The organism is Reichenbachiella sp., from assembly GCF_039944555.1.
Lineage (GTDB): Bacteria > Bacteroidota > Bacteroidia > Cytophagales > Cyclobacteriaceae > Reichenbachiella.
Map to the genome: position 1 here is coordinate 31,855 of NZ_JBDUYN010000015.1, position 23,808 is coordinate 55,662.

Here is a 23,808-nt window from a genome sequence, read left to right on the forward strand (position 1 = left end):
ACGATGGAAACTAAATATAAAATAATCATATTTCTATTGCCGTTGTTCGGCCTATTGGCGTGCGACGATGACATTCTGGATAAATTGCCAGAAACCTCATTGGCAGAAACAAATACGTTTAGTACAAACAATTCTGTAAGAGCCTATGCGTGGCAGTTTTATGAGAGATTTCAAGCGCATAACCAAACATTCGAAATAAGCGGAAGCTCACATCCTAGTGCTAATGTTTTTGGCCTCAATGCTGAAGCTGACGCAGATTTGATCCAGAATGGAGTTCTTACCAACGGGTCTGCCTATATCTGGAATAGAATGGTAATACCCGGCGAATCCGAAGCTAGTTGGAATACCCCTTACCGGTACATCAGGTCAGCAAACCTTTTACTAAAGAATGTTCCAGACTCAGATTTAGACGATGTGGACAAAGATCATTGGATCAGTGTAGGGTTATTCTTTAAATCATTCGAATACTTTAACCTCCTGCAAATGTATGGAGGTGTTCCATGGTTGGAAACAGCAATTACTGAGCAGGATACACTTATCCTCAACGGAGGAAGATCGACCAGGGATGAGGTAGCAGCCAATATTCTGAGGGATTTGACCTGGGCCGAGGAGCATATAAAGTCAAGTGTAGTCTCAGAAAAAAGAGAAGTGGATGCGAGTGTTGTTAATGCATTGATATCTCGATTTGGTCTATTCGAAGGCACGTGGAGAAAGTATCATGGTCTTAGCGATGCAAATACTTACTTAGAAGCTAGTGTTACAGCTTCAGAAAAACTGTTGGCTGATGCTGACTTTTCGTTACATCCAAACTTTGATGAACTACACAATAATGAATCCTTAAAAGGAGTAAGCGGTATTATTTTGTTCAAAGAATATGATAACCTGGAAAATTTTTCCAATATGTCTACCACTTTCAGGGCATCAAACTCAACATGGGATATCACTAGAAAAGGAGTAGATAAGTTCTTATGTACTGATGGTCAGACCCGATGGAACAGCCCACTGTTTCAAGGGGATACCGATGCTTTTGCCGAGTTTAGAAATCGTGATCGCAGACTGTACTACATGACACCAGCACCCTATAGGGTGGACAGACTAACAAATACCACTTGGCAGTCCACAGGGAACGCTGCTGATGAAGAATATTTTTCTGTATATGAAAGCATCAGTGATGAAGATCACAAAACCCTACCCGACCTGAACTGGTTTGGCAATGTAGTGCCGGCGGTTCCTAATTTCACACAATTGGGAGTAACGCCATACAATAGAACCTTTTCAGGTTACCGAGTTTGGAGACATTATAATCAGAGCAATACAGGAGCGTCGTCCAGGGATGGCGCTGATGCACCAATCTTTAGGATGGGTGAGATAATGGTGAATCATGCCGAAGCCATGTTCGAATTGGGTCGATTTGATCAATCTGTTGCGGACGTTACTATCAATGAATTAAGAGCTAGAGGGGGAGTGGCCGCAATGACCGTAGCCACTATTGATGCAGCTTTTGACCCTACTCGTGATCCGTCGGTAGACCCGGTTCTTTTCGAAATCAGAAGGGAAAGGGCTGTCGAATTGATGGCAGAGGGTTTCCGACGGGAAGATTTGAGAAGATGGAAAAATATGGATTATGCTACTGAGGTTAAACTTGGAAGGTGGATTACGGCAGCAAGTGTAAGTAACGAGGTTCCTATTCAGGGCGACGCTGCTTCTGGGTATGTGCAACTTGTACCAGGGACACCTCCGGCATTCCCCGAACATTATTACCTATTTCCACTGCCAGCAGACCAGATAGTATTAACAAGCATGGAACAAAACCCAAGCTGGTAATAAAAAAATAAAACACAGACCAAAGCTGGTTTTCCAGCTTTGGTTTAAAAATATCATAATATGAAAGCTTTAAGAAAATATACAAAACACACAGTGTTGCTATTGACCGTGTTGATATCTTGCTTCTCATGCTCTGACGATGAGGAGGAGACTAATGATGCTCTAAAACCACAAGGTGCACTCACCGCAAGTGCTACGGCCATAGAGTTTGGTTCATCTGTTACATTCACGGACGCTTCAACAAATACACCTACGCTGTGGACTTGGGATATGCCGGGTGCTACACCTAGTTATAGCAATGCGTCAAGCGTAACAGTGGTATACGAGAGTGCCGGTGAGTATGACGTGACCTTGACGGTTCGTAATGAGTTTGGAGGCGACGAAATCCTCATGGAGAAACATATCGTGGTGACGGCACCTCCAGTGATCGATATAGATACCGAACCTCAGGTAAGATTGAATTTTGATGAAAATCTTAATAATGATGGCTTGACAGGAACCGCGGCTACGTCTGCTGGAGGGCCTTCTTATACGATTAGACCCGGAGGAGGCGGAGCTTTTACTTTTAGTGGAAGCAATGCACTAACGATTCCAGGTTACACGGGTATTAATGGAAATGGAGTGAGATCAGCTGCTTTATGGCTGAAAACGACCAATGATGCCATCGTAGGTTTAGTGCATTGGGGAAATGTAGGGACATTGAGCCGTTCATCCTTTAAACTTCAAAACACAGGACATCTTCGATATGAATTTCAAGGAGGCGGACATACCGGACTTACTACCGTGAATGACGGTGAATGGCATCATGTCGCCTATACCTTTGATGGCGATGTAGTCAAAATCTATGTAGATGGAGTGGAAGATATCTCTGTGGCTGGCAATACATTGGATACTGGTAATACCGGAGAAACAGATGTAAATATTGGGTCTCAATTAGGAACCTCCCTCTATGTTGGAGATATGGATGATGTAAGAATATTCGATGTTGTATTGACTCCGGCAGAGGTTAAAACCTTAAGCGAAATCAAATAAACTATAAATCTGAGCACAGAATGATCTACATCTGACATTTAAAACTAGCATTTGTGCTCAGATTCCTTTTAACAATCTATCCTTTTATAAATGGAAAGATAAGCCCTGATCAAGTGAGAAATTGGGGTCTTTTCAAACCGGCTGATTCAGTCTTCTAAGCGCCTCATCTTTAAAATGAGAGGCGTTTGGATGGTAAGTTCGAGGACTTGTGTGATGAACGAATGCCGAAAGGTATTCCATATAAACATGGGATGAATATAAACATTGATTGGTGGTATTTGGATGAGGTGAGACTCCCCGGACCAAGAATTCTTTTGATGGCGAATGACACGCCTATAGTCCATCATCACAGAATCGAGAATATGAATGATCAAGAGGTTACCTGGTCTTTTGATAAAACAAAATACACAACAACAAACACAGGTCCGGCAGTGGTATCCATGGCTCATTTAGTTCTAGTTCCACTGCCGTTTTTTTTTGAATAAGTAGGAGGTGTTAACCAAGAAGTCTCTTTAATGATGGAAACCGAGGTGGGCATTTTTGAAGCATAAAATATTGAAACAATTAATTCAGCAAAATGAAATTAATATGAAAACTAAATACTTACTGATTAGAGTTCTTCTGTTAGTTGTGGTTTGCTTGGCGATAGGAACTAATAATACCTTCGCTCAGGTTGCCCAATATAATTTTGAAGACGTTTTAACTAACGCAGGTATAGAAGGAGCAGCAGCGGATTTGACTGTAGCAGGAGGAGGTACGGCTGCTTATACAACTGGAAATACGAGCCCAAATACAGTGAAGGCCTATTCCTTCAACGGAACAGACAATAATCTTTCATCCACCTGGACCAATATTACAGGCACAGCCGCTCGTTCGGTCGCTGTTTGGGTTAATATGGCTGGTGCTGATGTTACAGCTGCTGGTGGAATGACCATTTTTGAATGGGGGACCAAAGCAGATCTAGTCGGGTTTGAACTAAGAGTGGCAGATTTTGGAACCTCAAATCCAACATTGAGATTCGAGGCGGGAGGTACCACCGCTCGCGCTCATGCGACCAATGGAGTTGTAGCGGACGGCACCTGGCATCACGTGGCTATTACTTTCCCGGCCGGAGGCAGTTCAGCGAGCGTTAAGTTGTACCTCGATGGTGTTTTGATTGTTGGTTACGGCGGTACAAGTGCTGCTGCTTTTCCCAATACCACCGCAGGTGGTTTTCGCATAGGTTCTGATCTAAATGGGGCAAGAAAATTTAAGGGGTTAATGGATGACTTTAGAATTTATGATGTTGAACTTTCAGCTACTGAAATTTCGGCTGTCTCAACAGGTGCAGCTATTACCCCACCGGTTGCGGCATTTTCTGTAGATAATGCTACGCCTTCGATAGGAGAAGTTGTTACATTCACAGAAACCTCAACAAATACACCTACAACCTTTCTGTGGGACTTTGGTAGTGCTACAGTTATTGGGGCCACCGACGTGGCAAACCCACAAGTTTCTTATCAAACAGCTGGAACATATACAGTAACACTCACAGCCTCTAATGGTGGTGGCTCTGATCCTGAAGTAAAAACAGACTACATCACAGTTAGTGCTGGCGCAGGTACCGGCAATTTGCAACTACAATATGACTTTGCCGGAGATGTATCCGATGCATCTTCATATGGCCGAAATTTGGTAGCTCAGGAGTCATTGACCCCGGCTTTTGGGGATCGAGAAGGAACTGGTGATGCATATACTGCCTCTGGCGTATTTGCTGATCATTTGGCCACTGGTTATCCCGGTATTTCTGGAGATGGTGCTCGTACGGTTACTGCTTGGTTCAAAACAGCGGGCACAAGCAGGGAAACGATTGTTTCCTGGGGTGTCAATGCTGCTGGACAGATGTTCAATGTAATGGTCGAAAACGGTGTGCCCAGAATTGAAGCTGGTACCAGTTCTCTCAAGACTTCGAATACTGGTTTGAACAATGATGTTTGGAGACATATTGCAGTCACCTATGACCCATCTGACGGAGACAAACTGTCTAATTGCAAAATCTATGTGGATGGCGCTTTAGCAACTAATTTAACTGATGCTGGCGGCTCATTCAATTCTGAAAATACTGTATTGAATACAAACACCACCACCAACTTTTTAAGGATTGCTTCAGCCATATACTCCCCATATGTATTTAATGGTTCTTTGGACGATATAAGAGTTTATGACGTTGCGCTTTCGGCCGCTCAGGTTACAAGCATCTCGACTGGTGCTGCTATTGCTTTACCGGTTACCTCGTTTTCTGCAAGTAATACCACCCCTTCAGTTGGAGAGATTATTGCGTTTACTGATGCCTCAACTAACGGGCCCATTACCTCCTACTTGTGGGACTTTGGTAGCCCCACTGCTGTTGGGGCGACTGATGTAGCAAGCCCGGAAGTGTCCTATCAAGCAGCCGGAACATATACGGTCACACTTACGACTACCAATGCAGGAGGGTCAGATCCCGAAGTAAAAACAGACTATATCACAGTAAGTGCAGGAGCAGGATCAGGTGATTTACAACTTCAATATGACTTTACAAACGATGTGACCGATGCGTCCACTTACGGCCGAGGTTTGGTTGCTCGTGGTGCTTTGACACCCGCCTTTACTGATCGTGAGGGGACTAATGACGCATATACTGCTTCTGGCGTATTTGCAGATCATCTGGCTACTGGTTATTCTGGTATCTCTGGAAACGGAGCCCGCTCAGTCACTGCATGGTTCAAAACTACGGCATCAGGAACAGACAGAGAGCCAATTATTTCCTGGGGAGCTAATGCTTCTGGTGAAATGTTTAATGTAATGATAGAAGACGGGGTGCCCAGAATTGAAGGAGGAAGCAGCTCGCTTAAAACCTCGAATTCGGCGCTTAATAGCGGTCTCTGGAGGCATATTGCGGTCACTTATGATCCGTTGGATGGAGATAAATTGGCTGATTGCAAAATCTACATAGATGGTATTCTAGCCACTAATTTAGCAGATGCTGACGGCTCATTCCTTTCTGAAACCACGGTATTGAATACAAATACTGCTACTAATTTTTTACGAATTGGTTCAGCCATATACTCACCACATACATTTGATGGCTCCTTGGACGATGTTCGGGTTTACTCGAAAGCGCTTACCATTGGAGAGATAACAACCATTGTAGGCGTAGCGGCTCCGGTTGCTGCTTTCGGAGCTAGTATCACAGTCGTTGGTGAGGGAGGAACGGTCACTTTTTCCGATGGCTCCACTAACGTGCCTACTTCATGGTCTTGGACATTTGAAGGAGGTACACCTGCTACAAGCAATGATCAAAACCCAGTAGTTACTTATGCCGCTATCGGCAATTATCAAGTATCTCTAACAGCCACCAATGCTCACGGGACTGACACTAAAACAGTGGCGAATTATATCACTGTAGGTAATACAGATTTACATGCACATTACGCGTTTCAGTCAGAATTGACCGATGCATCTATTTTTAGCCGTGACTTATCTGTAGTAGGTGGATTTACTCCTACGTACGTGACTGATCACTTGGGAAGTGCTATGAATGCCTACCAATCTCCGGGAGAAGAGGCTAAATATCTGACAGCAGCCTATAAGGGTATAGGAGCCAATGGGGCACGTACGATCACGGCCTGGTTTAAGACCACAACAGACGGTACCAGAAAGACCATTGTTGCCTGGGGTAACAATGTTGAAGGCAAAATGTTTAATGTTATGATTGATGGCGGTAGAGTTAGAATTGAAGGTGGCTCCTGTTCTCTAAAGTCCACGACCACCGGTTTGGATGATGACAAGTGGCACCATTTGGGAGTAACCTATGATCCGGCTGATGGAGACAAACTAAAAGATGTCAAAATTTACATCGATGGAGTTTTGAATGCAAATGCTTCTGACACGGATGGCTCCTTTCGTTCTGAGGAGGTAGTAATAGATACTGATATTCTTACCAATGATTTGAGAGTAGGGGATGCTGCATACAACGCCGCTTATTTTTGGCTGGGCTCATTGGATGATATACGTATTTATGGTACAGCGCTCTCCGCCGCCGATATTATAGCTGCTTCAGGAATTGTGGCACCGACGGCCGATTTCAGTGCAGAGACCGCGGTGGCGGTAGGAGCCAATGTAACATTTACGGATGCTTCGACAAACTCACCGACGTCATGGAGCTGGACCTTCGAGGGAGGAACACCGGCCACGAGCACAGAGCAAAATCCAGTAGTGACTTATGCGGCAGCCGGTACCTATCAGGTATCACTGACAGCTACCAATGTTGCAGGTTCGGATACTGAAACTAAGGTAGGTTACATTACTGCCTCTACAGAGGCACCTGTGGCGACTTTTAGTGCAAGTGCAACGGAGGTGGAGGAAGGGACAAGTATCACTTTCACAGATGCTTCCACCAATGCACCGACTTCATGGAGCTGGACCTTCGAAGGAGGAACACCTGCCACTAGTACTGAGCAGAACCCTAGCGTAACCTACGCCACGGCAGGTACCTATCAGGTAGCACTTACTGTTACTAACTCTGGCGGCTCAGATACAGAAACCAAAGCAGGGTACATAACTGTATCAGCACCTGAGGTTTTATCAGTCGTAGCTGATCAGTCTAATAACATTCTGCTTTATCCAAACCCAATAGTGAGTAAGCTGCAAATCAAAATTGGAGAAAAGATGAAAGGTGGCCATGAGGTGGCAGTATCCATCTATTCTATACTCGGTACGCTTCAGCTGAACCAGGTTTATGAAGTTAGCAGTGGGTTGTTAGAAATTGACATGGAGAAGATAACTCCTGGTATCAACATCGTAGAATTAGGCATCGATGGGAGAGTCGAACAATACAAAATCATCAAAGAATAAATAGTCAATCAATACATATGAATCTGTCCGGGTCAAGATCTCGGACAGATTTAATCTAACAAGAGTGAGCGTTTGATATACAATCAGCTAGAAAAGGAATATAAAATAATGGATATGAGTAGGAATAGAAAGAAACGGATTTTATTATCTCTATTTTCAGTAGGTCTGGTTTGTTTCGTTTGGTTCGAAGGGTCAAAGGAAACTGCAAGGCTAGACAAAGATGACTATCCGATTTGGATGGAAATGATGGAAGAGCCAAATGTCAATCTGGAAGAGGCCGCGCGAGCTTTTGATGCTTATTGGGACAATCATGCGCATTACAGGGGAGATAAATCAAAGAAATTCGAACGTTGGTACGAAGCGAATCGCAAGCGATTGGATCAAAACGGAAATGTGATTTCAGCTGCCCAGGTAAGAAATGAATATCAGCGAATGAGGGAGTTGACAGCAGCTGCTCAGGAGGGCAAATGGTTTAACTATGGGCCGGTAAATGTAGGACGAACAGTAGACGGAGATCCAAGAAATGGAGGAAGGGTAAAAGACGTTGCCTTTCATCCAACCGACCCCAATACCTTTTATGTTTCTTGTTTTAAGAGTGGGTTTTTCAAAACCACGGATGCAGGATCCACGTGGTCTCAAATGACCGATCACCTATCTGAAGAAGTGTATATTTCTAAGTTAAAAACAGCTGATCCTAACACGATTTACTTAGGAACAAATCTAGGCGTGTTGAAATCAATTAATGGGGGTGCCGACTGGGCCAGTACTGGCTTATCTACATACAAAACCAATGCACTTTTGATTAAACCCGATAACGAAGATATCATTCTTGTGGGCAACGAGGTTGGAATCTACAGATCCATAAATGCAGGAGAGTCTTTTACTCAGGTTAAATCTGCAAGCCTTGTAGAGGAACTCAGAATACACCCTACCAACAACAATATTATTTATGCAAGTACAAATGGTTCCGGGTATGGAAGTACTGCTGATCGGGATTCCCAATTTTTCAGATCTGTGGATGGTGGCGTCACTTGGACAGAAAACAGCACAGACTTTGGTGATGGATCCTTTATGAAACTGGCAGTAACTCCAGCCAAACCTGATTACGTTTATGCGATCAACACACGAGATTATGATGGTCAGAATTCTTTTGAAGGAGTATACAAATCTACTGATGCAGGCGTAACCTTCACCAAACAATCCGGAGATACACCATGTATTACTGGTTATGACGATAGTGGAGCGATATCTCGAGGCCAACCCAACTACAATTTATTTATCGTATCAGATCCTAACAATTCAGATATTATTTATGCTGGAGGGGTCAAATCCTGGAAATCTGTAGATGGAGGAGTCAATTGGACCCAAGCGTTCAACAATGTAACAGCACTTGGGTTTGGGCTTCATTTAGATCAATTGACTTGGGCTTATTCTCCAGTAAATGACCAGTTGTATGCAGTTAATGACGGTGGAATCTATTTCTTGAACGAGGACAGTAAATTTCAGACGATTACAGACGGTTTGCCAATCGCTGAAGTTTGGGAATGCACGCAGAGTCAAGTCAACAAAGAGAATGTAGCCGGAGGTACCTTCCATGCCGGGATCAAGCTAAACCGGAATGGTGTTTGGTATAGCCCTTGGGGAGGAGATGAAGCTACTTGCTTATTTGATTATTCAGATGACAAATATGTCTACCATTTCAAATACGAAAAAATTAGTAGATCAGTAGATGGTGGGTTTTCATTTCAAAGAATAAATCCTACTTCAGCTGACAGAGGTTTCTATACTGGGACAGGTGTTTTGGACAAGACTGATGTAAATACCTTGTATGTAGGCTTGTTTGAGGTGGAAAGGACCGAAAACGCCAGAGCGAGTAGCTCTTTGGTGACCTGGTCTAAGATATCCAGCTTTGGCGGTAGCAGCCGGATTCAAAAGATTGAACAGTCAGACGCAGATCATAACATTCTCTATGTATCCAGAGAAGGAGGAAAGTTCTATAGATCGGATAACGTAAGAAGTGATGTGCCAACATTTTCAGATATCACCGCCAATTTACCAACGGCTGGAGTAGCCAATGATATTGCTGCGCACCCCACTGATGTCAATATTGTTTACATCACCTTAGGAAACGAGGTATACAAATCTTCAAACAAAGGAATTTCATGGACCAATATGTCAAGTGGCTTGCCAGGTCTTCCTTTGCTGGAAATGGTGTATGATAAGTCAAGTAACGAAGGCATATACGTTGGGACAGATATTGGTGTGTATTATAAAGACGCCGATATGGCCAGTTGGATAGACTACTCCAATGGATTGCCTGCTGTACGTGTTTCAGGTATGGATATCTACTATGGGGCTACCCGATCAGAAAGCTTTTTGACTGTGTCTACAGACGGGAGAGGATTTTGGCGATCAGAACTAAATGGTGAAATCGCTTCAGCTCCGTTAATTACATTTACCGCTGATAAAACGTCAATTTTCGAAAACGGCAAAGTACAGTTCATAAATAGTACCGATGCTTCTGTAGGGTCATTTTTATGGACATTTGAAGGAGGCAATCCAGCCACAAGTATCGACAAGAACCCGGAGGTGACCTATGCAACGTTAGGTTCTTTTGGCGTTACCCTTGAGTATACTACAAATGCAGGGACAACGACCAAATCTGAGCCAGGATATATCACGGTGAATACACTCATCCCCCCAGTGGCTAATTTTACAGCGGTCAGTCAATCAGTTTTCCAGGGAAACCTGGCATCATTCGAAGACGCATCAGAAAACGAACCCAGTCAATGGTTCTGGTCATTCGAAGGTGGAGATCCCGCCACCAGCGACCAACAAAACCCCAATGTGACCTATAATACGATAGGAAGCTACAAAGTATCTCTGACCGTCACAAACGCGAAAGGAACTGATACAAAAGAAGTGATAGATTATATCACTGTGACCGCCAATGCAGGCACGGGCACTTTACAAGCGCATTATGACTTTCAGGGAAATTTAAACGACGAATCTACCTATCAAAGGTCATTAGTAGCTACAGGAGGATATACTCCAACATTCGTAGCCGATAAGGCAGCAAATGCCCTGAGTGCCTACGAGGCTCCAGCAATCACAGGTAATTACCTGACCACAGGATATAAAGGCATTGGTGGCAATGGACCGCGCACCGTGATGGCTTGGTTCAAAACCCCTCCGGCGGGAGATAGAAAGACAATCGTTTCATGGGGAGATAATCAAGCGGGTAAGATGTTTAATGTGATGGTACAAGGGGGAAGAATAAGAGTAGAAGGAGGAAGTTGCTCTACACTTTCCACTGTAGTAGGCTTGGATGATGATCAATGGCATCACCTGGCAGTAACCTTTGATCCAGCCGATGGTGGTCAGCTTAATGATATCAAAGTTTATGTGGATGGTGTTTTTGATGCTAATGCTCCTGACTCCTTTAACGCAGGACAAATAATTAACACCGACAATTCCAACAATCCCGTACGGATCGGTTCGGTACTCTACAACGCTACTTATTATTGGCGAGGATCTTTGGATAACATACGTGTGTATTCTGAGGCACTCAGCGCTATACAAATTGATGAGTTGGGTACATCTATCCCGCCTACTGCCCAGTTTGACGCAGAACAGACGACTATCAATGCTGGTGGAAGTGTGAATTTTGTTGATGAATCAACAGACAGTCCAACAACCTGGAGTTGGGAATTTGAAGGAGGGAATCCTGCAGCAAGCACTGATAGGCATCCCACAGTAGAGTATGCAGAAGAGGGTAAATACAAAGTCACCCTGACCGTCTCCAATTCAAAAGGATCCGATGCAGTTAGCAAGGTCGAATTTATAACAGTCGACCCCGTGGTGTTAGATGTAAAAAAAAAGAATAATCAAAAACTAAGCATTTATCCAAACCCGACGTCTGGTATTATTAAAATTGAAAGTCATGAATCTATTAAAGGTGTTAAGCTAATGAATACTTTAGGTCAAAAGGTCATTTCGGAGGTTCAGTTGCGTAAGAGTGGAGAACTGGATGTTTCAGGGCTGAAGAAAGGAGCCTACGTTTTGATTGTTCAATTCTACAGTGGGCTTGTTCATAGAAAAATAATAATTGAGTAAATAAAAATATAGCATGCAAAAAATATTTCTACCAATCATATGGTCTGCCTTATTGGGGTTGACTATGCTATCGGCTTGTTCTAAGCAAGAAAAAAACAAAAAGCCCAACATTATTTATATCCTGGCGGACGATCTGGGTTATGCAGAATTGGGCAGTTATGGCCAACAACTGATAGAAACTCCTCACCTGGATGCGTTGGCCGCACGGGGAATGCGTTTTACCCAACATTATGCCGGAGCTCCGGTTTGCGCTCCCTCGCGTTGTGTGTTACTTACTGGACAGCATGCGGGTCATGCCTATATTCGAGGCAATGATGAGTGGGCCTCCAGGGGTGATGTGTGGGATTTTGCCAAGGCGGTGGAGGATCCGAATCTGGAAGGACAATGGCCGATGCCAGACAGCATCCCAACCATTGGAAATGTATTACAAGGGGCAGGATACAAAACTGCACTTGTTGGTAAGTGGGGACTAGGAGGGCCGTTGACCGATGGAATTCCAAACAACAGGGGTTTTGATTTCTTTTATGGCTACAACTGCCAGCGTCAGGCACATACTTTGACACCACGGCATTTATGGAAGAATAGAGAAAAAGTTTGGTTGGAAAATGACTTGGTAGCCCCTGGAACTAAATTAGATAGTCTGGCAGATCCGAACGATTTGGCGAGTTACGCCAAGTACTTTCAAAAAGACTATGCTCCAAAATTGATGCAGGATGAAGCACTTAAGTTTATTGAAGAAAATCAAGAACAGCCCTTTTTTCTATACTATGCTACGCCATTGACTCATGCACCCATACAAGTGCCACAGGAGTATGTGTTCAAATATGTTGAGAAATTTGGTGATGAAAAGCCATACATTGGAGACAGAGGTTATTTTCCTAATCGGTATCCTAAGGCAGCTTATGCGGCCATGGTGAGCTATTTGGATAGCCAGGTAGGAGAAATAGTTGAAAAATTAAAAGAGACCGGCCAATATGAAAATACCTTGATCATATTCAGTAGTGACAATGGACCAACTTACAATGGAGGTACATTTTCCCCTTACTTTGATAGTGCCAAACCATTCAAAAGTGAATATGGTTGGGGCAAAGGCTTCACACACGAAGGAGGTATACGAGTACCTATGATTGCCAGTTGGGAAGGCAAGATCAAACCTGGTTCGACTAGTCATCTGATTTCTGCTTTTTGGGACGTAATGCCCACGCTTGCAGAAGTGGCTGAAATAGAATCTCCTGACTCAGATGGTGTTAGTTTTTTGCCAGAACTTCTGGGAAAAGAACAAACTAAGCATGAATTTCTCTATTGGGAATTCCCATCATATCATGGCCAGCAGGCTGTACGATATGGTAGTTGGAAGGGTATCAGAAAGAACATTTTCAAAGGCAATATGGAAATTGAGCTATACAATTTGGATCTGGATCCTGCAGAACAGAATGACGTAGCTGACCAAAACCCGGATGTAGTCAAGAAAATAGCAAAAATTATGGTGGACGAACACCGGCCTGCTGTCAACGATAGGTTTAGGATTACACAGTTGGGAGATGTAAAAACAGCCCAATAGGAGAGAATAATTACCTTATATTGAATTTTTCATTACATGAAATAATATCAATTCACCTGTATGGGCAGGTGAATTGATATTATGTAAATCCTTCTGTGTAATTTTACGTAAGCAAAACTAAATCATGCGTAAAGCAGCGGCTGTCATATTATCACTTTTTTATTTACTCCTCGCAACGGAGGCGTCTGTGGCTATACACAAGTGTATGGGTGCAGTAAAGACCATTGATATTGGGCAAATAGAAAAAGAATGTTGCTGTGGTGACATGGAAACCAGTGGTTGTTGCGAAAACGAGACGGTAGATTTACCGCAGGATCGTGAGGACAAACTCATTAGTACTTATACCTTCTCTTTTAGTAACGATTTTTTTCAAGTCATTGAGCTTCCTTCGCTCATTATGCTGGAAGCAAACAATTCCGGTGAGATAGAATTTGGTGAAGGGGTGGCACCTCCACTGTTGACGGTGCCGAGTTACATCAAGCATTGCTCTTTTACCTTTTACGGTTAATTTTTTGATATTCAATTCGTCCTTACCGAGCTGTCGAAATACCGACATGTTCTGGTAATCTAATTCGGTTCAACATATGTATTGATTCATACAATTGAGAACTGAGGAATTAATTATTTATCTAAAAAAATTAACTACAATGAAATCATATAAAAATATAATATATACACTGTTTTTGGTGGCAATTCCTTTTTTGGCGAATGCCCAAAAGAAAGAAAAATCAATTGCGACCTGTGAGTTTACCGTAGAAGGCGTTTGTGAAATGTGTAAAGAACGAATTGAGGAAGCGGCTTTGATTCGTGGAGTAAAAATGGCGGAATGGGACCAGCCTACTGGTGTATTAAAGGCTGTCTATCGAAAAGATAAGATTTCAGAAAGAGAAATTCATGAAGCAATAGCAGCGGTCGGACATGCCACGGATCAGGTGCAAGCCAATGCAGCTGCATACGACAGGCTACCGAAGTGTTGCGCTTATAATGACGGCGTAGATAAACACTGATCATCATGAGACTTAAAATGATGTTGATAGTGGCAACGATATTAGGGTCGATTGCCGGAGCATTGGCGCAAGCCAATGAATCAGAGGTACGTGGGAAAGTTTACGAATTGAACTCTGAAGGGGAGAAGATTCCACTTGTAGGAGCCAATATATACTGGCTAGGAACTACTAAAGGAGTCCCGTCAAATGCCTCAGGCGAGTTTATGCTGAAAAAGGTAGAGGGAGTCGACCACGTGGTGGTCAGCTACATTGGCTATCGCAACGATACACTTTCTGCAATTGGAAATCAGGAATTATCAGTGCAGTTACTGGCTGATGGAACCTTGGATGAGGTAGAAGTGGAATATCGACGGAAGACCGTTCAGATTGACTACTTGAATCCGCTTAAGTCAGAGCATATTAGCGAGAAAGAGTTGCTGAAGGCCGCTTGTTGCAATCTCAGTGAGAGCTTTGAGACGAATCCAAGTGTAGATGTATCCTTTACCGATGCAGTTACCGGGACGCGCCAGATTCAAATGTTGGGACTGGCAGGGCCATACACTCAGATTACCAGGGAAAATATGCCCGATGTAAGAGGTCTATCCGCCATATATGGTATGATATATATACCTGGAACATGGATTGAGAGTATTCAGCTCAATAAAGGAGCTGGCTCTGTGGTGAATGGTTATGAAAGTGTGGCGGGGCAGATCAATGTAGAGTTGCGGAAGCCGGAAGAGAGTGACAAGCTATATGCGAATCTGTATGCTAACGAGGGTGGACGATTCGAAGCGAATCTGAATTTTAGCCAGAAAGTCGGAGAAAATTGGTCAACTGGATTTTTGCTTCACACCAAGACCAACGCAATTGAGCGAGATCGAAATAAGGATGGCTTTCTCGACAATCCTTTGAGTAAGCATTTTATCGGGCTCAACCGCTGGAAGTATATTGGTGACAATGGTTTGATGATGCAGTTTGGTGTCAAGGGTACTTATATCGATAATCAGGGAGGTCAGTTAGCATTTGATCCGGATAGCGATAGAGGTACAACTAATGCATGGGGCATGAATTTATTGACCAAGCGATATGAAGGATGGGCCAAAATAGGCAAGGTATATATCGAGCAGCCATGGAAATCGGTTGGGGTGCAATTGTCCGGCGTATATCACGACCAGGATTCTTATTTTGGATTGAATGAATATGATGCCGATCAGCAGAGTTTTTATGGCAATTTCATTTACCAAAGTATGATTGGTAGTACAGATCATAAATTTAAAACCGGAGCAAGCTTACAATATGATAGATATAATGAGTTTTTGAATACGGTTGATTTCGGACGGACAGAGGTCATACCAGGTGCCTATTTTGAATATTCCTATTCTCTGCTGGAGCGTTTCAATGCTATGGCAGGCGTGCGGATAGATCATCACAACATCTATGGTACTTTCGCTACGCCGAGATTGCATCTGCGATATGCGCTGACGGACAATACCGTGTTAAGGGCGTCCATGGGTAGAGGTCAGCGTACGGCCAGTATTTTTGCAGAAAATATTGGATTGTTGGCCTCTTCTCGTCAGATCATAGTGCAGGGTGACAACAGCGACAAACCGTATGGATTAGACGCAGAAGTGGCTTGGAACTATGGGATAAATTTAACCCAGGAATTCCGGTTGGATTATCGAGATGGAAGCTTTAGTGTGGAATACTACCGTACTAATTTTGAAAACCAGATTGTAGTGGATTTGGACCAGAATCCACAACAAGCCTTGTTTTATAATCTGAGTGGCCAATCCTATTCAAACAGTTTTCAGGCGCAGGTGGATTATGAATTGATCAAGCGTTTGGATATGCGCATCGGTTATAGATGGTTCGATGTCAATACGACCTATGGAGATGTTACTTTGCAAAAACCATTGGTTTCTGCCCATCGTGCTTTTTTGAATCTTGGGTATGAATCCCGGACCGATTGGAAGGTTGATTATACTTTCAACTGGCAGGGAGAGAAGCGAATACCGTTTACGGGAAGTAATCCAACAGACTATCAGTTGCAGCAGAAGTCTCCGGATTTTTATCTGATGAATATGCAGGTGAGCAAAGGCTGGAATGATCGGTTCGAGGTTTATGTAGGTGTGGAGAACCTTTTGAACTATAAGCAAGAGAGTCCCATTTTGGCCAGTGAAGATCCATTTGGAGACTATTTCGATAGCTCTTTGGTATGGGGGCCAATCTTTGGCAGAAACACTTACGCAGGATTGCGGTATAGAATTAAATAGATTGATGAGTCAGGAGTCTGAAGTAGTAGATACTTCTGGCTCCTATCTTTTTACCACCAACTTGAAACCTACACCATGGTAGTTTTCTATGTCCACGAGCTCATCTTGTTTTAGGTATTTCCTAAGTTTAGAAATAAAAACGTCTAGACTTCTGCCTTTGAAGTAGTCGTCGTCTCCCCACAGAGCAACCAGCAACTCTTCTCTTTTCACAAGCGTATCTAGCCGATCTGAAAGGTATTGTAGTATCTCAGCTTCCCTTCTGGTCAATTTTTGATTGTAATTATCGATACTAAGCGTAAAGCTGTTGAGATCGAATAGATACTTTCCAATGGTGCGCGTTGAGTGATCAGTCTGTGAACTTCCCCTGCGAAGGAAAACTTCTATGCGATATATTAATTCCTCCATCGAGAATGGTTTGGTCATATAGTCATCTCCTCCAATTTTAAAACCTTCCAATTTGTCCTCTTGCATGCCTTTTGCAGTCAGGAAAATGATAGGGGTCATTTTGCTACGCTGACGTATTTTTTCCGCCAATGAGAAGCCATCTAGTTTTGGAAGCATCACATCCAAAATGCAGAGATCAAAGGAATGGGCATCGAAGTTCTTTAGTCCTTCTTCTCCATCTCGACTTAATTGTACTTGATACGACTTATTTTCCAGATTGTCTTTGATTACAAATCCCAGACTCTCGTCGTCTTCTACCAATAGTATTCGTTTACTCATATTGATTTTGGTAAATGAACGGTGAATGTAGTACCATTTTCAGAGCTGTCTACAGTTATTTTTCCCTGGTGTGCTTCTACGATCATTTTTACATAGTAAAGCCCTAGTCCAAAGCCTTTTACATTATGAACATTCCCGGTCGGGATGCGGTAAAATTTCTTAAAAATAAGCTCATGGTCCTTTTTGTCAATGCCTTTGCCATCGTCCTGAATTGAAATGACAACTCCATCGTTGTCAGAGGAGGCTGCTATAACCACCGTTGGAGCCTTTTCAGTGTATTTAACGGCGTTGTCGAGTAGGTTATAGATGATATTAGTCAAATGAACCTTGTCGGCATTAATTATGATATCTTCGACCGGTGGTTCAAATCGAATTTCACCCCCTTCTTTCAAATTCAATTGTGCGCTTTGTACGGACTGCGCGATAAGTTCGTTCAGATTGATTTCCTGTCGGGTCAGGCTGATGGTGTTTTTTTCAACCGTAGCCATTTGCAAGACCCGGTCTACTTGGTTTTGTAAGCGAGTAGCCTCTTTTTTAATAATTTGTGCGTACTGTGTCAATCTTTCCGGTTGTTGAACAATCTCTTTGGACTGGAGTACATCAGAAGAAAGCGCAATGGTGGATATTGGAGTTTTGAACTCGTGTGTCATGTTGTTTATGAAGTCCTTCTGGATTTCTGATAGTTTCTTTTGTCTGAAAATGGCAGAAAGTGTGTAACCAAAAAAGACAACCACTATTAGGAGTACCAGCGATGAAAACCCCCAAATCCACATTTCACCGGCTAATGTAGAAGTCTTATTTGGAAAGTAAACGCCAAAATAATAGGCGTCTTTATTGAGTTGCGGAAATTGGGAGGAGGTGGGTTCTGAGGCATTGTCTTCTTTTAGATCAACATATCTACCATAGACCATCTCCTTGTTTGTGCAATCAAAAACTCCGTATTCAAAGTCTTCTGCAATCTCTCTTTTTTGGAATTCACTTTTGAGAATGGCCTCCAGTATTCCCGGAGCAATCTTATTGTTTAGGTTGACTACGAAGTAGTTGGATGATAGCTGCTCTATGGGGTCAGGCAATATTTCATTTTGGTTGATTTCACATAATGTAGTAGTCACGTTGAGCAATGCCAGATTTACATTATGCTCGAACTGCTTGTTGCTTAGGTCGAAAGCTTTCCCCATCCAAAAGATCTGGATGAAAAGAATACCGCTGATGGAAACGACGGCTAAGAGGACTACTAATCGAAAGGATTTTCTATTCATTGCTCTGAATTACTCTTCAAATGACCTCATTCTAATCCAAAAATGGCCTGTTTTTCCCTGACTTTAACATTACATTAACAATTGATAGGAATCTGTTAACAAGGCTTCTGAGCACTGATTTTCATCTTTGGAGGGTAATTTTTTTAAACTTAAACAATAATACAATGAAAAAGTACCTAGCATTTTTAACGTTGGCAATAGCCGTTCTTTCTTTCAATTTTTCAATGATTGAGAAAAACCCTGTGGCTGCCGTAATGTCGTGGAGCACGACAGAAGTTGATTTTGGTAAGATAGCGCTTAGCAAGCCCGTTACCGCAGATTTCAAATTCCAAAACACCGGCAATACCCCATTGGTGATTGTTTCTGCTCAGGGATCATGTGGTTGCACAGTGGCCGAGTATACGAAAGGCGAAATCCTACCAGGAGAATATGGTGAAGTAACGGCTACGTATAATGCGGCTAAAGTAGGCGCATTTAATAAGACGGTAACTGTCAATGCGAATACGGACAATGGTCCGATTACATTGAGGATTAAGGGTGAAGTGGTTAACTAAAACAGCTGATATAATAAAAAAGGTCTTGAATATTTAATTCAAGACCTTTTTAGGAGTTTTTTTTGAAGGCTAGACTTCGTTTTCTACTGTCTCGGTCTCTTTATTACCACAGTAGGTACACTTGTATTTTTGAGTTGTGTAGCTTCCCTCGTCTTCTTCGCTTTCTAATCTTAAAGTTCTGAATTTACAGCTAGGACATAATTTATTAGGATTACCGACGTATTTTTCAATCACCGTTACCTTGGTAGCTTCATCCAGCCAAACATCATAATCAAAATGGTTCAATTCTTCTTCATGAATCATCTCTTTAGTCAAATAGGCATCTTCCTCTTCTTCATTAAGCAATCGCATAGGGCGACCGTCATGTGGAGACTTTCTCTCTTTAAAGCGAATTTTAGCCAACTTATCTTCAAGAATTGACGGGTAATAAATTCTTAGATAAGTATTGATTCCTGATCCAATTAAATATGCCAATCCAAGTGGAAGTATTAATTTCATTACCAGGGCGATAGTGTTGGTCAAGTCTCTATCTTTAATAAGTATGGCAGAGACGAAAATGGCTACTGCTGCTACCAATCCTAAAGAAGCAGTCCAGAGTACATTAATTTCATTTTTTGCTCTGAAACGGTATTTAGTAGACCTACCTGATATTACCTGGATCACTCCAAAATAAAACAGATAACCAATAAGTGATCCGCTAACGAGTATAAGTGCTATAAATTCAGCAAGATATTGAGCATAATGCAACATCTCAACTAAAGACGCATCGGGTTGATTCATAATATTCTTTTAAAACTATAAATATTCACATTTTAAAGATAAGAAAAAAAATAGGACTTGAACTCAACTATCAGAAAATATGATGTACAAGTGATTATGGTCTAGGCATTGACTTTGGACAAGGCTTCTTCTACATAATCAAATGTAGACAATACCTCTGCCTTCCCGTCAATTACGGCTACATCGTGTTCAAAATGTGCTGATGGTTGTTTGTCTGCGGTTATTATTGTCCATCCGTCAGAAAGTTGTTTGACATTCTTGGTGCCCATATTGATCATGGGTTCTATCGCAATCACCAGTCCATCTCTGAATAGAGGTCCTCTTCCTCGTTTTCCAAAATTTGGAACTTCAGGAGATTCGTGCATTTCTTTGCCAAGACCATGGCCTACTAGCTCTCGTACTACACCGTAGCCATTTTTTTCGGCATGCTGTTGAATAGCAAAGCTCAAATCACCCATGCGATTACCCCTCTTTACTTGAGCAATACCTATATCCAGACATTCTTTGGTGACTTGGAGTAATTTTTTTGTTTTTGGATCCACTTCACCTACTTCGAAGGTATACGCATGATCGCCATAGAATCCATTTTTTAAGGCACCAATGTCTACGCCGACTACATCTCCTTCTTCCAAAGGGCGGTCAGTCGGAATTCCATGCACTACCTGCTCGTTGACAGAGGTAATGATTGTGTTTGGGTAATCATATAGTCCTAGAAAACCAGGCTCTGCCCCCTGATCACGAATAAATTCTTCTGCCCAGGCATCGAGTTGGAGTGGAGTGATTCCTGGTTGAATTTTTGACGCCATCAGTCCAAGGGTCTTTGATACAATCAATGCACTTTCACGAATTAACTCTATTTCTTCCCTGGTTTTATACTTAATCATATTGTTATCAGTAATTGGAGTGCAAAAGTATATGATTTAAACAAAAAAACCCGTCTCGGTATTAACGGGACGGGTTTTGAATTTATGTTTTGTTGATCTTAGATCACACCCTCAAGCACTTGCTTGATAGGTACACGCTTGCCGTCTTTGAAAGCTACGATCCAGGCATCTTTGACACCCATTTCTCTTAAATATTTCTTGAATGTATCGGCTTCCCAGTAATCTTTGAAAAGACCAATGGTGTACTTCATTACACCATCTTTTTCATCGGTTTGGAAGGATGGATTGTTTTTTGAGAAATCGGATAAATCCTTCTTTTTGAAAGCGCCAATTTGAACTTTAAAAAGAACACCTTTTTCATCTACTCCAGATATGGCTCCTAGTGAACGCGTATTTCCCGACGCAGATCCGCTGCCTAAGCCTGCAACCGCTTTCTTTTTGGCATCAGCCAACTCTCTTCTCAGGCTAGAAACCTGATCTTGATAATCAGCGATCTGATCATCTTTTTCTTTGACACGATCGTCAACGCCGGCTACTTCTTTCTTCAAGCTACTTAGCTGACCTTTAAGAGACTTGTTTTCCTCTAAAAGTGCTTTGTATTGCTCTGGGCTAAGCGCTTTAATTCTTTTCTTCCATTCTTTTGTTTCCTGTTTTGACATCTGCGCATTCGCCGTCGGCACAAAGGCCACAAACATCAAAAGTGAAAAAACTGCTAGTATATTCTTCATGATTTTATGATTTAATCCTACTTATAATGACTAATGTACAATAAAATTAAACTAAATATAGGTCAATTTAGTCAATAATTGTACTTTTTCAAGTTTTTGAAATGTTTGATTATTTTTTCATACTGCCTACCATATCAGCAGGAACCACCCATTCATCAAACTGTTCATTGGTTAATAATTCCAATTCTAAGGCTGCCTCACGTAAAGTTTTCCCTTCTTTATGTGCTTTTTTTGCGATTTTAGCAGCATTTTCATAACCAATGTGGGTGTTTAATGCTGTTACTAACATGAGTGATTTTTCCAACTTATCTTCGATCACAGGATAATTAGGCTCAATTCCAATCGCACAATTGTCATTGAACGACTCACAAGCATCTCCGATTAATCTTGCAGAATTCAACAAATTATAGATCATCATGGGTTTGAAGACATTCAATTCGAAGTGTCCGGTCATCCCTCCTGCCGAAATGGCCACATCATTGCCAATTACCTGCGCGCAAACCATCGTCAGGGCCTCGCACTGTGTAGGATTTACCTTTCCTGGCATAATAGAAGAGCCGGGTTCATTTTCAGGAATGGTGATCTCGCCAATTCCACTTCTTGGACCTGAACCTAACAATCTAATGTCATTGCCTATTTTCATCAGGCTCACGGCCAATTGTTTTAATGCTCCACTTGATTCAACTATGGCATCATGAGCAGCAAGCGCTTCAAATTTGTTTTCGGCTGTAATCAAAGGTAGGCCGGCGTGACCGGCGATTTTCTTTGCCACCAATTCTGCATAACCTTCTGGTGTATTCAGACCAGTACCTACGGCAGTTCCTCCAAGGGCCAGTTCTGACAAATGCGGCAGTGTATTTTTAAGTGCTTTCAATCCGAAGTTCAATTGAGCCACATATCCTGAAAATTCATGGCCCAGAGTCAAAGGTGTGGCGTCCATAAAGTGCGTTCTTCCAATTTTAACCACGTCCTTAAAGGCGTCGACCTTCTTAGCTAAAGTATCTCGCAGTTTTTCTACTTTGGGGATGGTAGTTTCTACCAGCATCTTATAGCCCGCGATGTGCATGGCAGTAGGGAAGGTATCATTCGATGATTGTGATTTATTTACATCGTCATTTGGGTGGATGGTTTTCTGCACATCGGTCAGCGAACCACCATTGATGACATGGGCACGGTTGGCTATCACCTCGTTTGAATTCATATTAGACTGTGTACCTGATCCGGTTTGCCAAACCACCAGTGGGAATTGGTCATCCAACTTACCTTCCAAAATTTCGTCACATACCTGTCCAATAAGATCTGACTTATTCTTATCCATTACGCCAAGCTCGGTATTAGTTTCAGCGGCTGATTTTTTTAAAATAGCAAAAGCTCTGATGATTTCAATTGGCATTTTCATGTGCTCTCCACCAATTTTGAAATTCATTTTAGAGCGTTGGGTTTGTGCACCCCAGTATTTTTCGGCAGGTACTTTTACCTCCCCCATAGTGTCTTTTTCGATTCTATATTCCATAATCTATTGTTTGCAATACTCAGACAAAGATAGACAGGTTTCTTTGTCTTTTTTTATGTTGATTAAGCTGTAATTTTTGAAATGTAATGCCAAAGCACTACACCTATTGTAACTGATATATTTAAAGAATGTTTAGTTCCATATTGAGGTATTTCCAGGCAACGGTCAGATGCAGAAACAGCTTCCTGCTCTACGCCGAACACTTCATTACCGAAAATAAAGGCATACTTTTCATCAGCGATGGGACGAAATTCATTGAGCATGAGGCTGCCCTCCGCCTGCTCCACGGCCATCACCTGCCAATTCTCCTGTTTCAATTTTTCAATGACCTCCAGAGTCGTTTCCACATGCTCCCACTCAACTGTCTCTGTGGCGCCCAGCGCTGTCTTGTTGATGTCACGATGTGGAGGCTGACCGGTAATTCCACAAAGGTAGATTTTCTTCACATTGAAGGCATCAGAAGTTCTAAATGCAGAGCCCACATTGTTTAAGCTACGGACATTGTCAAGAATAAGAATCACATCATTTTTCTTGACTGCTTTGTACTCTTCAGCAGAGTGACGCTGAAGTTCTTCATTTTTCAATTTGCGCATGAATACCGGAGCTTTTGGTTTGCTTAAGTGCAAATAAATATGATTCGTAGAATTTCTGCTCAGTGATGTCCCAATACTTTGCACGACTTATTAAATTCGTGGTTTGA

At 42.3% G+C, this 23,808-nt stretch carries 17 protein-coding genes; 10 read left to right on the forward strand and 7 right to left on the reverse strand.

Annotated features, from left to right (window positions below; translation table 11 throughout):
* Window positions 1–3: 3 nt before the first annotated feature.
* The 9 genes from ABJD64_RS21930 to ABJD64_RS21970 all read left to right on the forward strand — a co-directional run bounded on the left by ABJD64_RS21930 (window position 4) and on the right by ABJD64_RS21970 (window position 16,667).
* Complete coding sequence (locus ABJD64_RS21930; protein WP_348181504.1) at window positions 4–1,824, forward strand: RagB/SusD family nutrient uptake outer membrane protein; 1,821 nt, start codon at window positions 4–6, stop codon at window positions 1,822–1,824.
* Window positions 1,825–1,884: 60 nt separating this feature from the next.
* The gene (locus ABJD64_RS21935; RefSeq protein WP_348181505.1) at window positions 1,885–2,856 is read left to right on the forward strand and encodes a LamG-like jellyroll fold domain-containing protein; all 972 of its coding nucleotides are present in this window, start codon (window positions 1,885–1,887) and stop codon (window positions 2,854–2,856) included.
* A gap of 185 nt (window positions 2,857–3,041) precedes the next feature.
* Complete coding sequence (locus ABJD64_RS21940; protein WP_348181506.1) at window positions 3,042–3,341, forward strand: hypothetical protein; 300 nt, start codon at window positions 3,042–3,044, stop codon at window positions 3,339–3,341.
* A gap of 103 nt (window positions 3,342–3,444) precedes the next feature.
* Window positions 3,445–7,731, forward strand: a complete 4,287-nt coding sequence (locus ABJD64_RS21945; protein WP_348181507.1) for a LamG-like jellyroll fold domain-containing protein — start codon at window positions 3,445–3,447, stop codon at window positions 7,729–7,731.
* A gap of 114 nt (window positions 7,732–7,845) precedes the next feature.
* Complete coding sequence (locus ABJD64_RS21950; RefSeq protein ID WP_348181508.1) at window positions 7,846–11,847, forward strand: PKD domain-containing protein; 4,002 nt, start codon at window positions 7,846–7,848, stop codon at window positions 11,845–11,847.
* Window positions 11,848–11,860: 13 nt separating this feature from the next.
* Window positions 11,861–13,408, forward strand: coding sequence for an arylsulfatase (locus tag ABJD64_RS21955; RefSeq protein WP_348181509.1), 1,548 nt, complete (start codon window positions 11,861–11,863; stop codon window positions 13,406–13,408).
* Between the two features lie 124 nt (window positions 13,409–13,532).
* On the forward strand, window positions 13,533–13,916 hold the full coding sequence (locus ABJD64_RS21960) for a hypothetical protein (protein WP_348181510.1): 384 nt from the start codon (window positions 13,533–13,535) through the stop codon (window positions 13,914–13,916).
* Between the two features lie 139 nt (window positions 13,917–14,055).
* Window positions 14,056–14,415, forward strand: coding sequence for a cation-transporting ATPase (locus ABJD64_RS21965; RefSeq protein ID WP_348181511.1), 360 nt, complete (start codon window positions 14,056–14,058; stop codon window positions 14,413–14,415).
* Window positions 14,416–14,420: 5 nt separating this feature from the next.
* Window positions 14,421–16,667 (forward strand): TonB-dependent receptor, encoded by a 2,247-nt coding sequence (locus ABJD64_RS21970; RefSeq protein WP_348181512.1) that lies wholly within the window; start codon window positions 14,421–14,423, stop codon window positions 16,665–16,667.
* 42 nt (window positions 16,668–16,709) lie between these two features.
* On the opposite strand, the gene ABJD64_RS21975 is transcribed toward ABJD64_RS21970, so the two are convergent.
* Both ABJD64_RS21975 and ABJD64_RS21980 read right to left on the reverse strand, forming a co-directional pair.
* Entirely contained in the window at window positions 16,710–17,390 is a 681-nt protein-coding gene (locus ABJD64_RS21975; RefSeq protein ID WP_348181513.1) for a response regulator transcription factor, read from the reverse strand.
* Complete coding sequence (locus ABJD64_RS21980) at window positions 17,387–18,649, reverse strand: HAMP domain-containing sensor histidine kinase (RefSeq protein ID WP_348181514.1); 1,263 nt, start codon at window positions 18,647–18,649, stop codon at window positions 17,387–17,389. The genes ABJD64_RS21975 and ABJD64_RS21980 overlap by 4 nt, the downstream gene beginning before the upstream one ends.
* 164 nt (window positions 18,650–18,813) lie before the next feature.
* Here ABJD64_RS21980 and ABJD64_RS21985 point away from each other — a divergent pair, with 164 nt between their 5' ends.
* Window positions 18,814–19,203, forward strand: a complete 390-nt coding sequence (locus ABJD64_RS21985; protein WP_348181515.1) for a DUF1573 domain-containing protein — start codon at window positions 18,814–18,816, stop codon at window positions 19,201–19,203.
* A 69-nt stretch (window positions 19,204–19,272) separates the two neighbouring features.
* On the opposite strand, the gene ABJD64_RS21990 is transcribed toward ABJD64_RS21985, so the two are convergent.
* From ABJD64_RS21990 to ABJD64_RS22010, 5 genes are all read right to left on the reverse strand, one after another.
* Complete coding sequence (locus ABJD64_RS21990) at window positions 19,273–19,983, reverse strand: hypothetical protein (protein ID WP_348181516.1); 711 nt, start codon at window positions 19,981–19,983, stop codon at window positions 19,273–19,275.
* Window positions 19,984–20,084: 101 nt separating this feature from the next.
* A complete protein-coding gene (gene map, locus ABJD64_RS21995; protein ID WP_348181517.1) occupies window positions 20,085–20,867 on the reverse strand; it encodes a type I methionyl aminopeptidase in 783 nt (260 codons plus the stop codon).
* A 98-nt stretch (window positions 20,868–20,965) separates the two neighbouring features.
* Window positions 20,966–21,595, reverse strand: coding sequence for an Ezrin/radixin/moesin family protein (locus tag ABJD64_RS22000; protein WP_348181518.1), 630 nt, complete (start codon window positions 21,593–21,595; stop codon window positions 20,966–20,968).
* 109 nt (window positions 21,596–21,704) lie between these two features.
* Entirely contained in the window at window positions 21,705–23,108 is a 1,404-nt protein-coding gene (gene fumC / locus ABJD64_RS22005; protein ID WP_348181519.1) for a class II fumarate hydratase, read from the reverse strand.
* Between the two features lie 62 nt (window positions 23,109–23,170).
* Window positions 23,171–23,701: an RNA methyltransferase gene (locus ABJD64_RS22010; protein WP_348181520.1), complete on the reverse strand. Its 531-nt coding sequence runs from the start codon at window positions 23,699–23,701 to the stop codon at window positions 23,171–23,173.
* Window positions 23,702–23,808: the final 107 nt, after the last annotated feature.